The organism is Dyadobacter linearis (genome assembly GCF_907165045.1).
Classification (GTDB): domain Bacteria; phylum Bacteroidota; class Bacteroidia; order Cytophagales; family Spirosomataceae; genus Dyadobacter; species Dyadobacter linearis.
This window is the reverse complement of sequence record NZ_CAJRAU010000006.1, coordinates 421,769-436,888: the sequence shown is the minus strand read 5'-3', so window position 1 is coordinate 436,888 and position 15,120 is coordinate 421,769. Positions and strand designations below refer to the sequence as shown.

At 49.4% G+C, this 15,120-nt stretch carries 12 protein-coding genes; 9 read left to right on the top strand and 3 right to left on the bottom strand.

All coding sequences use genetic code 11. The annotated features are described in order from the left end of the window. Positions 1–19: 19 nt before the first annotated feature. From KOD92_RS20920 to KOD92_RS20885, 8 genes are read left to right on the top strand one after another with little or no spacing between them, the layout of a single operon-like run. Positions 20–694, top strand: coding sequence for a DUF3823 domain-containing protein (locus KOD92_RS20920; protein WP_215235540.1), 675 nt, complete (start codon positions 20–22; stop codon positions 692–694). A 42-nt stretch (positions 695–736) separates the two neighbouring features. After that, complete coding sequence (locus tag KOD92_RS20915; protein ID WP_215235539.1) at positions 737–2,095, top strand: DegT/DnrJ/EryC1/StrS family aminotransferase; 1,359 nt, start codon at positions 737–739, stop codon at positions 2,093–2,095. A gap of 8 nt (positions 2,096–2,103) precedes the next feature. Next, the gene (locus KOD92_RS20910; protein ID WP_215235538.1) at positions 2,104–2,916 is read left to right on the top strand and encodes an N-acetylmuramic acid 6-phosphate etherase; all 813 of its coding nucleotides are present in this window, start codon (positions 2,104–2,106) and stop codon (positions 2,914–2,916) included. Between the two features lie 3 nt (positions 2,917–2,919). Next, on the top strand, positions 2,920–4,650 hold the full coding sequence (locus KOD92_RS20905) for a hypothetical protein (RefSeq protein WP_215235537.1): 1,731 nt from the start codon (positions 2,920–2,922) through the stop codon (positions 4,648–4,650). Positions 4,651–4,653: 3 nt separating this feature from the next. Then, positions 4,654–5,901 (top strand): sugar MFS transporter, encoded by a 1,248-nt coding sequence (locus KOD92_RS20900; RefSeq protein WP_215235536.1) that lies wholly within the window; start codon positions 4,654–4,656, stop codon positions 5,899–5,901. Between the two features lie 5 nt (positions 5,902–5,906). Next, the gene (locus KOD92_RS20895) at positions 5,907–6,752 is read left to right on the top strand and encodes an N-acetylglucosamine kinase (protein ID WP_215235535.1); all 846 of its coding nucleotides are present in this window, start codon (positions 5,907–5,909) and stop codon (positions 6,750–6,752) included. Between the two features lie 17 nt (positions 6,753–6,769). Continuing rightward, complete coding sequence (locus KOD92_RS20890) at positions 6,770–7,492, top strand: hypothetical protein (protein WP_215235534.1); 723 nt, start codon at positions 6,770–6,772, stop codon at positions 7,490–7,492. A 26-nt stretch (positions 7,493–7,518) separates the two neighbouring features. After that, positions 7,519–8,262, top strand: coding sequence for a 3-keto-disaccharide hydrolase (locus KOD92_RS20885; protein ID WP_215235533.1), 744 nt, complete (start codon positions 7,519–7,521; stop codon positions 8,260–8,262). A 62-nt stretch (positions 8,263–8,324) separates the two neighbouring features. Here KOD92_RS20885 and KOD92_RS20880 read toward each other — a convergent pair whose 3' ends face one another. From KOD92_RS20880 to KOD92_RS20870, 3 genes are all read right to left on the bottom strand, one after another. Then, entirely contained in the window at positions 8,325–9,785 is a 1,461-nt protein-coding gene (locus KOD92_RS20880) for an amidohydrolase (RefSeq protein WP_229254778.1), read from the bottom strand. Positions 9,786–9,900: 115 nt separating this feature from the next. Further along, complete coding sequence (locus KOD92_RS20875) at positions 9,901–10,836, bottom strand: polysaccharide deacetylase family protein (RefSeq protein ID WP_215235532.1); 936 nt, start codon at positions 10,834–10,836, stop codon at positions 9,901–9,903. A 16-nt stretch (positions 10,837–10,852) separates the two neighbouring features. After that, positions 10,853–11,554: a FadR/GntR family transcriptional regulator gene (locus KOD92_RS20870; RefSeq protein WP_215235531.1), complete on the bottom strand. Its 702-nt coding sequence runs from the start codon at positions 11,552–11,554 to the stop codon at positions 10,853–10,855. 181 nt (positions 11,555–11,735) lie between these two features. On the opposite strand from KOD92_RS20870, the gene KOD92_RS20865 reads away from it, so the two are divergent. Continuing rightward, the gene (locus tag KOD92_RS20865) at positions 11,736–15,119 is read left to right on the top strand and encodes a SusC/RagA family TonB-linked outer membrane protein (RefSeq protein WP_215235530.1); all 3,384 of its coding nucleotides are present in this window, start codon (positions 11,736–11,738) and stop codon (positions 15,117–15,119) included. Position 15,120 lies beyond the last annotated feature (1 nt).

Here is a 15,120-nt window from a genome sequence, read left to right as displayed (position 1 = left end):
AATCAAAAACGACAACCTTATGAAACGATCTGTAAGCATTTTCATGGTAGCCGCATTGCTTTCCGGCTGCTCCATTGATAATTACGAAAAACCTTCCCTGCAACTGACGGGGAAGATCATCGATTCGGAAAGCAAAGAACTGGTGGAATCGGGCGGGATCAATGCAGGTACCGTTGTGAAAACCTATGAAGGAAGTTCGGAGCAGCCGCTGATGCTGACCACTTTCCCGGACGGAAATTTTGTGAACAGCAAAATGTTCCCGGCCGAGTACCGGCTGGTGGCGGAGGGACCTTTTACGCTCGTCCGTGCCGAGCAACCGGTTTCTCTTTCCAAAAATGAAAATGTGGATATTGAAGTGATGCCAAATATGCGGGTAAAAAGCACGCTGGTAAGCTCGTCCGCGACCTTTGCCACGGTGAAGATCTCGTACCAGAAAGTGAACGCGCAGCAGAAAGCCGCGGCGCTGGGCATTACGTGGAGCACTTCTCCAAATCCCAATATGCTTGTCTTCCCGCACGGAAAAACGATTCTGGATGATGTTTCAGCTGATAAAATTCCTGATTCTGGCGAGCGTACCTATCAGCTCACGGGCCTGAGCCCCAAAACGACCTATTACATCAGGGCGGCTGCGCGGACGGTTAACCCTGGTAACTATTACAATTACAGCCCGCAGCTGGTGCTGAAAACCGAGTAACAAAGCATTATTATTTTTTTTCTTAATAAACAGATATTAACAATGGACCAGAATATTGACAGAAGGGAATTTATACAAAGCGCGTCGCTCGCGACATTGGGCGCTGCGGTCAGTTTTCCAACGTTCTCGATCGGAAAAACGGCGGACGATTCCAAGCCTGCATTACTGGGTGGCAGTAAAGCGCATCCCGGCCCGTTCGCAGCCTGGCCGATCGCCGACAACACTGAGAAAACCGCAATTTTACAAACATTGGACAGCAAAAATTGGGGCCGGCTCGGCGGTAACAGCGTTGTCGATAAGTTTGAACAGGAATACAGCAAGCTATTCGGCGCAAAGCACGCACTCGGTGTTTCAAGCGGAACAAGCGCGCTGCAAACCATGCTGGGCGCATTGGATATCGGTCCCGGCGACGAGGTAATTATCCCTGTGTACACATTCATCGCCACTTACAATGTGGTGACACTCAACTACGCATTGCCGATCCTGGTGGATACTGATCCTGAAAGCTTTCAGATCGATCCTTCGAAAATCACACCGGCGATCACGAAGCAAACGAAGCTGATCATGCCCGTGCACATCGGCGGCTCCCCGGCTGATCTGGATACCATTATTCCAATGGCGGAAAAAGCAGGGATACCTGTGATCGAAGATGCATGCCAGGCGCATTTGGCCGAATGGAAGGGCAAAAAAGTGGGAAACCTGGGCCTGGGCGGGGCATTCAGTTTTCAGGCTACCAAGAACCTCAACTCCGGCGAAGGCGGCGCTATCATTACCAACAATGAAAAGTTTGCCCAAACCTGCTACGATTTTCACAACCAGGGACAAGGTGAAAAATCGACGGGTTTCCTGCCGGGTTCGTCTGGTACGCGTGGTACAAACCTGCGGCTGACCGAGTTTCAGGGAAATTTGTTGCGTGCGCAAATGTCGCGCGTGGTGGAGCAGACTGAAACGCGCTGGAAGAATGCGGCTTACCTTACCAGCCTTTTGAACGAAATAAAGGGAATCACACCCGCGAAACTATATAAAGGAGTTACTAAGAGCGCATTCCACCTTTATATGTTCAGGTATAACAAAGAAGGTTTTGCCGGTTTAAGTCGTGAAAAATTCCTGAAAGCGCTTGATGCAGAAGGGGTTCCGTGCGCAGTAGGTTATGGTCAAATGAACAAGAATTCGTATGTGACAGGATTGGCGAGCAACCGGCATTACCTGAAAGTGTACGGAGAAAAAACCATGAAAGACTGGCTGGAAAGAAACCAGTGTCCGCAAAACGATTATCTGACCAACAACGAATCAGTCTGGTTTTTCCAGAATATGTTGCTGGGTACCAAAAAAGATATGGAGCAGATCGCCTATGCGATTAAAAGAATTCAAAAATACGCGCCGCAGCTGGCCAAAGCATGATAACGAATATGACTAGAATTACAGAAAGTGATTCCCGGCACGATCACCTCGAACAAAAGAGCATTGAAGAAATTACCTCGTTGATCAACCAGGAAGATAAAACGGTGGCCGAGGCGATTGATGTCGCATTGCCCGCTCTACAAAACCTGATCGCAGCCATTGTACAGAAGATTGAAACGGGCGGTCGCTTGTTTTACGTCGGTGCAGGCAGCGGCGGCCGACTTTCGGTATTGGACGTGATCGAGCTGCCCACCACTTATGGTATCGAAAAAGGTGTTTTTAATGCAATCCTGGCAGGCGGAATCCCCAGACTTGCGGATGCGCTCGAAGAAAAAGAAGATGATCCCGAAGCAGGGTGGGATGCACTTAGGGAGGCAGAAGTAAATGCAAATGACATCGTCGTGGGCATTTCGGCCAGTGGCAGCACGCCCTTTGTGCTCGGCGCATTGCGGCAATGCATTGCGGCGGGGATTGCAACCGGCTGCATTGTGAGCAACCCCGGTTCGGAAATAGCCAGCTACACCGATTTTCCAGTGGAAGTAATTACCGGCCCTGAGTTCATCACGGGCAGCACGCGCATGAAATGCGGGACTGCGCAGAAAATGATCTTTGATATGATCAGCACAACCACCATGATCCGGCTGGGAAGGGTGAAGGGCAATAAGATGGTCAATGTGAAGCTGATCAACGACAAGATCGTGGACCGCGCTGTAAAAATGCTGATGCGGATGGGGAATATCTCAGACTATACCGAAGCGAAGGAACTGCTGGTGAGCCGGGGAAGCGTGAGCAATGCAATGGATTTTTTGGAAACAAAATAGAAAATGATGCGGAGTCTGACAAGATTGTTTTTGATGGTATTGCTCGGAGGTTGTGAGTTGGTAAATGCCCAGCAGGTGTACCAGGTAGGTGTTGCCAGTGAAAGTCTGGAACCGGGAGAAGAGTCTTTCTCCGTCGCACTTTCAGGCTACGCCGGCCCGTGGGCGGGGCGGTTTGCATTCACCTGGCTTCCAAAAGGACTAAAAAGCAGCAACCCTGCAATTTCCAGGTCAATCCCCAAAGTTGGTAAAGGCTCTGTGCAAACTGCGGTTGTCGGTAAAGTAACTTACAAGCTCGACAGCAAAGGAAATATCACAGCCGGAAAGTCCGGGAAGAGCCTTCCTGCATTACCCGGAATCACAGGTTTTGTCGTCAAAAACAATGATATGTACGCAGCTGCCGGAAGCGACACGCTGTACCGGCTGCATCTGCCCAATCCGGAAAGGGGCTGGATGCGGGCAGCATATCACAACGGACAGATCCCGCGTGTGGTGCCGAAAGAGATTTTTGTGTCGCAGGATAAATTATATGCAATAACTAAAACCGATTCACTTTTTGAAGCTGCTGTGATCCACGGAAAGGAGCCGGAACAACTGTTTGCGCGGGCGCTTGCATTGAAAAGCGAGCAAAGCCAGGTGCTGCTGATGTGCCTGGACCTGTGCGGGTTTGACGGTAGTTTTATCAATGAAATTAAGAAAGATATTGCTAAAAAGCACCGGTTACCCGAGGAAGCGATCCTGATCAATGCGTCGCACACGCACTTTGCGCCGGGCACACAAAAATGGCTGACCTGGGCTCCGCATAACCGGTATCCCGACGAGGCTTACATGAACAAAGTAGTGCGTCCCGCGATGCTGAAAGCGGCCGACCGGGCATTAGCCTCTTCGGCGCCTTCATACGTGAAAGTGGGCCGGGGCACAACCGCGATTGGCCGCAACAGGAGTAACGGAGAGCTGGCTACCCCTTACGATAACGCCGTGGACGTGCTGACCGCCGAGCGGACAGACGGAAGCGAAAAAACGGTCATGGTGCTGAGTGGCTGCCACCCGGTAGCGGGTACGGCCGGTATCAAACATTTCACGGTAAGCAGCAACTATCCGGGATTTATGAGAAATGCACTCGAAGAAGCTGGCAAGATCAAAACTACGGCGCTTTTTATGCAGGGTTGCGCGGGTGATATCAACCCGATAGACGAACCTGAAATTACAGGCGCAAAGCTTGCTGCCGACGCATTAAAAGTGATGGACAGCAATATGAAGCCGCTTTCGGGGCCAGTTACCTTTCACATGGACAGTGTGCTGGCCGAAACTACGCCATGGAGCAAAGAGAAGCTGGTCGAATTCCGGGAGACAAATAGTAAGCTCGGTGCACAAATGGAGCCGGAGCGGAATGTAGCCTGGGCCGATCTGATGCTCAGTCACCTCGAACAAAATACGATGCCCAAATCAATGCCGGTTTATATCCAGACGATCAACATAGGAGAGTGGAAACTGATCGGGCTTTCCCGCGAAGTGGTGACGGAATATGGTTTGGCGATTAAAAAGCTCTGGCCGGAAAAACTGGTTTCCGTAGCCGGGTATTGCAATGATGTATCCAGTTACCTGCCCGTGGAGCGGCATATTAAAACGCGGGTGTATGAGGGCGAAGGATCTTGTTTCTGGTACGGACTTCCGTCTGTATTTCCATTGGATATTCTGGATCGCGTGGTGAACCGGATCTCTACTAAAAACTATTAAGTTATGCGCCCACTCGTTATCATCGGGTTTCTGTTTTTTGTATTCGGGTTTGTGACCTGGATGAATTCCGTGCTGGTACCATACCTGCAAATTGCCTGCGAGCTCAATCATTTTCAATCCCAGCTGGTCGGCTTTGCTTTCTATATCAGCTATTTCGTAATGGCGGTACCGTCGGGAATGCTTTTGAAAAAAACCGGTTTTAAAAATGGAATGGCGCTGGGTTTGGCGGTTATGGCGGTTGGCTCGCTGGTTTTCATTCCGGCGGCTCTGGCAAGAACATTCGAACTTTTCCTGATCGGATTGTTTATTCAGGGAACAGGTCTGGCTATTTTACAAACAGCTTCCAATCCTTACGTTACCGTTTTGGGGCCGATGGAAAGTGCCGCGCAGCGGATCAGTCTGATGGGGATCTGCAATGGCGTCGCGGGCATACTCGGGCCGCTCGCACTGGGCTTTGTGCTTCTTGACAATACCCAGGAACAAATTGATGCGATCGCATTGCTGTCAGTTGTGGAACGCGCGCAGGAACTGGATGCGCTGGCACTTAAAGTGATCAATCCATACATTGTCATTACGATCGTTCTCGTTGCACTTGCAATTTTTGTGCAACAATCAACACTACCCGAACTGGACGGAGAAGCAACCGATTCTGTTATTTTGGATAACAAAAAGCCTGCGGGAATATGGTCTCACGCACATTTGCTGCTGGGTGTGGCAACATTATTTTTCTACACCGGCGTGGAGGTGATCGCGGGCAATACGATTATCGGTTATGCATCTTTCAAAGGCGTGGATATGGCGAGCGCGCGGTTTTTTACCTCATTCACACTCACTTCCATGCTTGCTGGATATCTGATCGGAATTTTCACTATTCCACGGTTCATCAGTCAGCGCACCGCACTCACAGGCTCTGCGGTATTGGGAATTGCTTTTGCGCTGGCCGCGATTTTTACCGAAGGCAGTACGTCTGTTTTCTTCATTGCTTTTCTGGGTTTCGCCAATGCGCTCGTTTTTCCTTCGATATGGCCGCTGGCGCTGGACGGACTTGGTTCATTGCTCAATCTGGGCTCGGCTTTGTTGGTGATGGCGATCGCGGGCGGGGCGGTAATCCCCCTGATTTACGGTTACTATGCCGATCACCACGATCCGCAGTCTGCCTATTGGCTGCTGGTGCCCTGCTATTTATTTATTCTTTATTACTCCCTGTCGGGTTACAAAGCCGGCAAGCGGGAGCAAACGATTAATGCCTGATTGCTATGAAATTGATTGCGGATAGTGGCTCAACCAAAACAGATTGGTGCCTGATCAGTGCGGGTCAGGAAGTCTGTAAGTTTGCTACAGAGGGATATAATCCATTTTTTGTTGATTCAAAATACATCTTTGATTCTCTTGGAAATAGCATTCCTCAGTTTATAGATACGTCAAAAATCAGCGAAGTGGTATTCTACGGTGCAGGTTGTCAGGACGAGAAGAAAGTACTGGTGGTCAACGCACTCGAACAATTTTTTCGGGGAGCAGCATTACAGGTGGAGGTGGACCTGCTCGCAGCAGCCCGCGGTTTGCTTCAAAGAAACGCCGGTTTTGTAGCGATCCTCGGTACCGGCACCAATACCTGTACCTACGATGGTGTGCAGATCGACCAGCAAATCGAGTCACTAGGTTTTTTAATGGGAGACGAAGGCAGCGGTTCTTATATGGGCAGAAAGATATTGTCTGACTATATCCGGGGCCGCATGCCCGAAGCCGCCCGAAAGCTTTTTTATCAGGAATACAAAAAGACACCGGCCGTAATCATGGACGAAGTATATAGTACTCCGTTACCGAATCGGTATTGTGCGAACTATGTATTATTTCTGAACCATCCCGAGATGGACAAAGCCTACTCGGAAGGTGTGATCAGGGATAGTTTCCATGATTTTTTTGAAAATCTCGTCAGTGCATATCCTGAGTTTCGCACTTTGATTTTCAATTGCGTGGGTTCGGTCGGGTACTATTATGCAGATACGCTCAGGGAAACGGCAGATGCATTTGGCATGGAAACCGGCGCAATTGTGCCGAATTTAATCGATCATTTAGTCGCATATCATCTTCACGACAACTAACTAAAAGCAAAAAATCCATGAAACGCTTCCCGGAAATACTGGCGGTACTGCTGCCGGTGATGTATATATGCTATATTAATTTTATAGCCGTGGAACCCAGGCAGCAGCCAGCCGAACTGGTCGCCGATCCCGATTCCTACTTCGCTTGTTTTGTCCGGGACAAGAAGGTAATGCGCACGCTACGGATACTGGTCGACCAGCCTGTGGCAAATGTCAATTTCCCTTTTAATCCGTTCAATCCGAGCGGGTACCCTGCGGGCAGGGTGTACATGCAGTTGAGTACGGAGGACCAGGAGGGCGCTATAATCACGAGAACCATCGCTTTTTACGCAGATTCTACCAACAATGCGGCCCATATTGTAAATATGGCCAGGCCGCTGCAAAGTATCGATCTGGCTGTCGGCTTTCAGCTGGATAGCGCCCAGTTTGATTTGCTGGTCAGCTACCTTTCTTCACTCGAAAACAGGGGAAGTATGCAGGCTGACAGAACAGGGGCGGGCATTTGTGTGGATATTCTGCAAACCCTGAACGTCAAACTTCCGCCCGGCGATCTGCGCACCTTCTGGTATGACAGTACACCGCCCGGTTCCGGGCAAATTGTAGCCTCTTCGAAGATCAGTCCGTATTCTCTGGGGAAAGTGTTTAAGAAAATCGATCACGCTGAAATGCCGGTCAATACAAAAGACGGCTTCATTGAAAGGCCGGAAGAAGGCGAATGCGGCCAGGAAAAGGCAATTTGAAAAATCACCAAACCAAATATAATTGTATGAAAGTTTCATCATTTTTAGCCGCTGTGACTGTGGCCGTTGCGTTATCCTGTACTTCCAAACCCGAGTCGGATTCTGAAAATGACCAGGATTCTGTATCAATTGAATCGTCGGGGGCAGGAGAGGAGTTAGTCTTGTTTGACGGGGCTTCGCTGTCGGGCTGGCACGTATTCAACCAGCCTGGTAAGGAGGTGAAGAACTGGATTGTGCAGGATAGTGCATTGGTTTGTCTGGGCGCTGCCAAAGATGCGCACGGGGGAGATCTGGTGTACGACGGCACATTCAAGAACTTCGACCTCAGCTGGGAGTGGAAGGTGGACAAAGGGAGTAACAGCGGCGTGATGTACCATGTGGTAGAAGATCCGAAATACAAAGCTCCATATGAAACCGGACCTGAATATCAGATCATTGACGATATTGGTTTTCCCGAAAAGCTGGAAGACTGGCAAAAAACGGGTGCTGATTATGCGATGAAAATTGCGGGACCTGAAAAAAAGCTGAAACCCGTAGGCGAATGGAACAGCAGCCGGATTGTGTACGACAATGGAAAAGTGCAACATTGGCTCAACGGCGCGCTTATTCTTTCTTTTGAGGTAGGCTCAGAAGAGTGGAAAAAAGAGCGGAACAGCGGAAAGTGGAATGATTTCCCGGATTACGCGATTGCTGATGAAGGCAAGATCGCACTACAGGATCACGGGAACAAAGCCTATTTTAAGAATATCAGGATCAAGAAGTTGAATTAAACCAGCTAGGCTCGGGGTTCTGATCTCCGGATCAGAACCTCCGACGAATAAGCAGGATCTCATCACTTTTCTTGTTTGATTGCTGCTGGTTTCATGGGGCCAGTGAGCAAAAAATTGACAGCCATAGTTGCCATTGCACGTGTACCTACCACTAGTGCCTTTTCATCAACGAAAAATTTAGGATTGTGATTCGGAGCGGCCTGAGCGGGATCTTCACCGTCTGGCGTAATACCCAGAAAAATATAAAGGCCCGGTACTTCTTTGGCAAAATATGAGAAATCCTCAGATGCGCCCTGGAGTGTTCCCGGAACCACCCCCGCTTCGGCTACCCTTTTCAGTACCGGCAACATTTGGCTCGCCAGCATAGGGTCGTTTGTTGTAACATCGTACATCGGCGTAATGGTAACCTGAGCTTTGGCATATGTGCCTTCGGCAATATGCTCCGCAGCCTGCTTAATATCCGCGTGCAGCTGCTTGCGCACGTCAGCGTCGTAGGTGCGGATCGTCCCAACCATTTTCACGGTATCCGGTATAACATTCTGACTTGACCCTCCGTGGATCATGCCAACCGAAACGACTGCCGGAGAGGTTGTCAAATCGGTCCGGCGGCTAACTACGGTTTGTAAGCCCGTAATCACCAGGGCAGAAGCCACAACAGGATCAATCGTGTTCCAGGGCATCCCTCCATGACCCTGTTGGCCGCTTACAGAGATATTCAGGACGTCGCTGCTCGCGGCGGCTGGTCCTGGTTTGTAATCTATCTGTCCTGACTTGCCAGGATGAACGTGCAATCCGAAAACAGCTTCCGGTTTGTTTTTGGCAAACAAGCCATCTTCCAGCATCCGCTTGGCCCCCCAACTCTTACCGCTACCAGGCTCGACGAGGCTTGATCCTTCTTCGGCAGGTTGGAAAATGAACATGACTGAGCCAGGTAAATCGCTTTTCAAGCTGGTGAGTACTTCGGCGGCGGCCATCAACATGGCTGTGTGGGTATCGTGTCCGCAGGCATGCATCAGAGGCACAGTTACACCCTTCTGCTGCTGAGTGGCTTTTGAGGCAAATGGTAATCCGGATGGCTCTTGAATGGGCAAGGCGTCCATGTCTGCGCGCAGGGCAACCAAGCGGCCCGGCTTATCCCCTTTGAGAATGCCCACGACGCCCGTCCCACCAACTGCTGTCTGCACCTGAATGCCAAGACTACGCAGGTGGTCTGCTACCAGATTGGCTGTTCGTTGTTCCTGATCACCCAGTTCCGGATTACGATGGATGTCCTGCCGCCAAGCTATTAATTTAGCTTCTACGGCATTAGATTGTTGCTTTATCTTAGTTTCAAGCGCGGCCAGCATTGACGAAACGCCCTTGGTTGCCGGTGCTGGCGCCTGACCATTTGCAGCGATTGATAAGGAAATAATTGCCAAGACGGCAATTAAGATAATGGGAAAATATTGACTGCGATTTTTCACTGTAAGTTTTCTGTGTTGAGAAAATCCGTGCACCGGCCTATATTGCAATAAGTTAAGCATCAGCTTGTTTGAATGCAAATTGTTCCGTAAAAGAATTAAAAGTGCCGGAAACTGATCCAGCGCCTTAGAGGACTTTCTGGACTTTATAAGAGAAACGTCAGTGAAGTTAAAATTGCTATTGCATCAGATCGGAGATGAATTTTGGAACTGTTGGCTCGCCTTTGAAGAATGCACCATTCTTTTCTTGGGTAATAGCCCAGCGGTGAATCCATGAGATGCCCCTCTTTCCGATATATTGATCTTCCGTGAGGTAACAAGGATCTTGCAGCGCTTTTTGAATCGTGACAAACTGATAACCATCTGCTTCCAATCTGGAAAGCAACTGGCCAAGTGCCTTGCTATTGAGCAGGTTGGCATGCATGAGCAGAATGTGCGGAATGGGCCGGTGGAATAGCGAATCCGCCTGGGATTCATAGTAATGGACATAATCCATCATATAGTTGACGTATGTCTTCGATATCGAATCGGCCAGGAGCTGGTTTTTGCTGCCCATTGCCTTGTCAAAGGCAGCGGCAAAAATGTATTCTTCGTTATCGACCGTTACCGGTGCCTGGATGTATTTGTGTTTGGCCAATATCATTTCCAGCGAATCCCGTTTCGCAACCGTATTTCCTCTGTGTAGATAGGGGTGCCGGAAATATTTGAGTTCAGCGCCTTCTTTTTGGAGAAAATCCCGAAGCAGTGTATCGCCACCAAGCACATCCGCTTCATAGGCAGCTGCCGAAATATCGTTGATGCCTAAATGTCCAAAAGTATGGTTACCAAGTGAATGGCCACCTTTCAGCCATTTGCTAAGTAACCCATATTGAGCGGGAATAATTTTTCCGTCCTTGACAAGTTTCTCCCCGATGACATACCCTGTGGCCTGGACTTTATGTTGTTTCAAATGACCCAAAAGCTGATCTGTCAGCTCCGCTCTCAACGCATCGGTATTCATGGTCCTGCTAATTGTCGGCAAGTCGTCGATGGTGATGGCGATTTGTTTTTGAGCGAAGACTTCTTTTGACCAAAATTGAAGAAAAATGACTAGCAGCAGGATATGCAGTTTCATGAGGAGGGCAGGTTTGTTATTCAAAAAGTCTCGCAAAGTGGTTTTCCAAATGGCTTCGCATGGAATTGCGCAGCTGCTCCGAGTTGCCGCTTTCTATAATGTCAACAAGGCCTTTATGGGAAACAAAGCTCGCATTCGCCGAATATTTGCGGAGCAAGCCGCTTTTATGCACATAATCAAACACAGGCAATAGCATCCGCTGGAATTTCTTCATCGTTTCATTACGTGTGATTTCATAGAGCTTGCCATGAAATGCGATCTCATGCTCGATCTGAAAAAGCATCCGGTCCGAAGCCGACGGCTCGTTTTCGACCAGCACCTTCAATGCCGCAATGTCTTCCGGCGTAACGCGCTCCATGATAAAATCGGCCATTCCGATTTCCAGCGACAAGCGCATTTCGAAAATCTCCCTTAATGTATTGTCATCCAAGATTTTAGGGTTCATGCTTTTTTCAAGAATCGAAACCAGATCCGGACTCGTGATCACGGCACCGCGATGCTTTTTGGATTCCACCAAACCCATCAGGCGCAGGCGTAACATTGCTTCCCGAACCACCGTCCGGCTTACCCCAAGCGACTGTGCGAGTTCCAATTCTTTTGGAATGGAATCACCCACTTTGAAATTCTTTTCAATAAATAATGCGATAAGGTTACTCTCAACCTTGTCTACCAGCGAGCTCGTGTCAATCGTCTTAATGCTCTGAAAAATGTCGTCCATTGATGCGTATTGCGTATTATGTCTGACAAAAGTGGTGGTTTTCTTCCAATCTGCAAGTGATTTTTTTATTATCAATTTAACATCATAAAAAATAATTTTCACAAGAAGCTTGGAATCAACACGCTGATCCCTTTACCTTTATTATGTCATACATAATACAAATCCTAAAACTTAGCCTTTTATGAAATTCAACATTACGCGCTTAAAAGTGCTTCTCAGTCTCGCAGGCGTGTTCCTTGCAGTGGCTTTGCAAGCGCAGTCGGGCAGGTTGCTCACCGGCAAGGTGATTTCCGAGGACGACAACCAGCCGCTTCCCAACGTTACGGTTTTGCTCAAAGGAAAAAGCATTGCTACGGAAACTTCGGTGGACGGTGATTACTCGATCCAGGTGAGCGGTGGTGATGTGATACAATTCAGGATGGTTGGCTATGTGATGCAGGAAGTGCCCGTCGGTGTTTCTGAAAAGCTCGATATTTTTCTAAAACCGGATGTTTCTTCATTAAATGAGGTCGTGGTAACCGGTTATGGCTCCGCAAGCCGGACCAAGATCACTTCTTCCATTGCCAAGCTAGATTCCAAAGTCCTGGAAACGGGAATGCGCTCGAACCCGGCGCAGGCTCTGGCGGGAACCATCGCAGGCGTAAGGGTTGCCACTTCAACAGGCCGCCCGGGCTCGGTTGCCAGCATTACATTGCGCGGCGGCACCAACTTCGACGGCAGCGGCAGCCCGCTCATCGTGGTGGACGGCCAGGTCCGCGGTTCACTAAGCGACATTAACCCGGACGATATCGAAAGCATGGAAGTGTTGAAAGATGCTTCTGCCACAGCCATTTACGGAGCGCGTGCAAGCAATGGTGTGGTGTTAATCACTTCCAAAAGAGGAAAAGCCGGCTCCTCATCCATTACATTCAAATCCAAAACCGGGATCAATTTTCTGAATGTTCCTTATGATTATCTCAATGCGGAGGACTACATCAAATGGACACGGATGGGCGTGGTGGAAGCTATCAAAAACGGCGTCACTACTTCCTCATTACTCAGCGGCGTTGGTCCGCGCGGAACAGGAAACTTATATAAAGATGCGAACGGAGCCATTCTGGACGGAAATTATGATTCCCGCGCCATATGGAGCACCATGCGCCTCACCGACCAGAACCGCGAATTGCTTAGTGCAAATGACGGCTGGAAAACGATGAAAGATCCCATCAAAACCAATGAGGCAGGAGCCTACGACCCCAACGGAACAAATGCGGACCTGATTTACAAAGATTTTAACTACGGTGATTATGCGTTCAAATCGCCTGCTATTTCCCAGGATTATAACATTGGTATGAATGGTGGGAATGAAAAAGGCGGTTACTATGCCAATTTGGGCTACTACAATGAAGACGGACTTTCGCTCGGCACATTCTACCGCAGGTTAACCTTCACATTGAATGGTGATTATAAGATCAAAAGCTGGCTGAAATCCGAAAGCAGCATTGCTTTTGCAAGAGCCAACTGGCGCGATCAGTCGCTTCAAAACGGTGAAGCCAATTACTGGGGAAGGATGCTTTCTGCGCCGCCAACCATGCGTGGTACCAATGTAAATGGCGACCTGATCCTCGGTCGCGACGCCAGCGATGGTAATCCAAGCCTGAACATTGATAAGTACAAAAGAAGAAATCAGTCGGACAAATTCACGCTCGGGCAGGCATTCAAGGTCGATTTCAGTGATGATTTGTTTCTGAGGATCGGCGGGATCTTAATGTACGACGAAGCCGAAAGTGAATCTTTCAACCGCGATTACCGGATTGGAATTATGAACCCGGCCAATCCGAATACAGGCTGGAACCGCGACAGGGCATCATCGGCCGGTTTCGACCGCACCATTCGCCAGACTTACAATGCCATTTTAAACTACAAAAAATCTTTCGGCAAGAATTACATCGACGCCATGGCAGGATTCGAATATTACGATGAAGCCACCCGTGGTTTCAGTGCTGCAGGCCGTCTCGCACCCACAGACGATTTTCAGGACCTGGGCCTGACGACCAATGACGCAAACACGCGCAGCGTTGATTCCTACCACACGCAGGAGCGCATTATGTCTGGTTTTGCAAGGTTGAACTACGATTACGACGGCAAATATCTTGCTTCGTTTACAGTAAGGCGTGACGGCTATTCCCGATTGATTGGCAACAACCAGTTTGGTACTTTCCCGGCATTCTCGGCTGGCTGGCTGGTGCATAAAGAGGAATTTATGGCTTCTACACAGCAGTGGCTTTCCTTCCTGAAACTCCGCGCGAGTTATGGCAAGAACGGGAACATTGGCATTGGCACAAACAATGGGATCGGCGTTTACGAACTGCAAGGGTCATATGGTTCGCAAATTCCTTACAACGGCAGCATCGGCTTTTTGCAAACCGGCGTAGCCAATCCAAACCTGAGATGGGAGAAGAGCAACACGGTGGAAGCAGGCGTGGAAATGGGATTTTTCAATAACCGCATCACCACGAACATTGCCGTCTACAACCGCGTAACCACGGACAAAATCGCCAGCGTATTGTTGCCAACGTCTGCTGGTGTGGCCAGCGTTCGCACCAACAATGGAAGCATGCGCAACCGCGGGGTAGAACTGGAAGGTGTTTTTAAGGCAGTTCAAAAGCAGGATTTTACGGTGCAAATCGGTGCTAACGCGGCCTGGAACAAGAATAAGGTCCTGAAACTGCCATTCAACGGCAATGAAAATAACCGTCAGGGCGGCCAGCGCGTGTATGATCCGAGGTCGGGTAATGTGATCTGGGCGGGCGGCTTGCAGGAAGGGCAGGAGCCAGGCGAGATTTTCGGTTACGTGAGCGATGGCATCATCCGCACGGGCGAAGATCTGGACAAATACAATAAGATAGACATTGCCGCCGGCGAAGTGCAATATGGCGCATCCGCCGGAAAACGGGTGGCCAGCAATGCATTGATCAATTCCAGAAACCTGAACAGGGCCACCTACATTTCAACCCAACTGGGCGATATGATGTGGAAAGACCTGGATCAAAACGACACCATCGACACCCGCGATATGGTTTCACTTGGGCGCACAATCCCGAGATGGACGGGTGGTTTCAACACAACAGTTCGCTGGAAAAACCTTTCCCTTTTCGCCCGGATGGATTTTGCCTTGGGTCACAAACAAATGGACTTCCAGCAAATGTGGGCACTGGGCAGCTTCCAGGGAGAATTCAATGCAACCGAATTGGTAAAAGACACCTGGACGCCGGAGAATCCTAATGCGAAATATCCGCGCTATACTTGGGCAGATCAGCTGAATTCCAAGAATTTCGACCGGCCTAGCAGCATGTTCTGGGTCAACTCGTCTTACCTCGCATTCCGTGAGATCTCGTTAAGCTACACTGTTCCTTCTTCCCTTTTGCAGCGTGCAAAAATTGCGGGATTAACATTCACGGCCACCGGGCAGAACCTGGGCTATGTTACCAACAAAATGCTGAGCCTGCCCGAGCGCACCGGCTCACAAAACAGCGCTTATACTATTCCTACAACCCTTATTCTTGGAGCCAATTTCACTTTTTGAC

Coding starts and splice junctions, on each gene's coding strand:
- KOD92_RS20920 (WP_215235540.1), top strand. CDS start 20: ATGAAACGATCTGTAAGCATTTTCATGGTAGCCGCATTGCTTTCCGGC.
- KOD92_RS20915 (WP_215235539.1), top strand. CDS start 737: ATGGACCAGAATATTGACAGAAGGGAATTTATACAAAGCGCGTCGCTC.
- KOD92_RS20910 (WP_215235538.1), top strand. CDS start 2,104: ATGACTAGAATTACAGAAAGTGATTCCCGGCACGATCACCTCGAACAA.
- KOD92_RS20905 (WP_215235537.1), top strand. CDS start 2,920: ATGATGCGGAGTCTGACAAGATTGTTTTTGATGGTATTGCTCGGAGGT.
- KOD92_RS20900 (WP_215235536.1), top strand. CDS start 4,654: ATGCGCCCACTCGTTATCATCGGGTTTCTGTTTTTTGTATTCGGGTTT.
- KOD92_RS20895 (WP_215235535.1), top strand. CDS start 5,907: ATGAAATTGATTGCGGATAGTGGCTCAACCAAAACAGATTGGTGCCTG.
- KOD92_RS20890 (WP_215235534.1), top strand. CDS start 6,770: ATGAAACGCTTCCCGGAAATACTGGCGGTACTGCTGCCGGTGATGTAT.
- KOD92_RS20885 (WP_215235533.1), top strand. CDS start 7,519: ATGAAAGTTTCATCATTTTTAGCCGCTGTGACTGTGGCCGTTGCGTTA.
- KOD92_RS20880 (WP_229254778.1), bottom strand. CDS start 9,785: ATGCTTAACTTATTGCAATATAGGCCGGTGCACGGATTTTCTCAACAC.
- KOD92_RS20875 (WP_215235532.1), bottom strand. CDS start 10,836: ATGAAACTGCATATCCTGCTGCTAGTCATTTTTCTTCAATTTTGGTCA.
- KOD92_RS20870 (WP_215235531.1), bottom strand. CDS start 11,554: ATGGACGACATTTTTCAGAGCATTAAGACGATTGACACGAGCTCGCTG.
- KOD92_RS20865 (WP_215235530.1), top strand. CDS start 11,736: ATGAAATTCAACATTACGCGCTTAAAAGTGCTTCTCAGTCTCGCAGGC.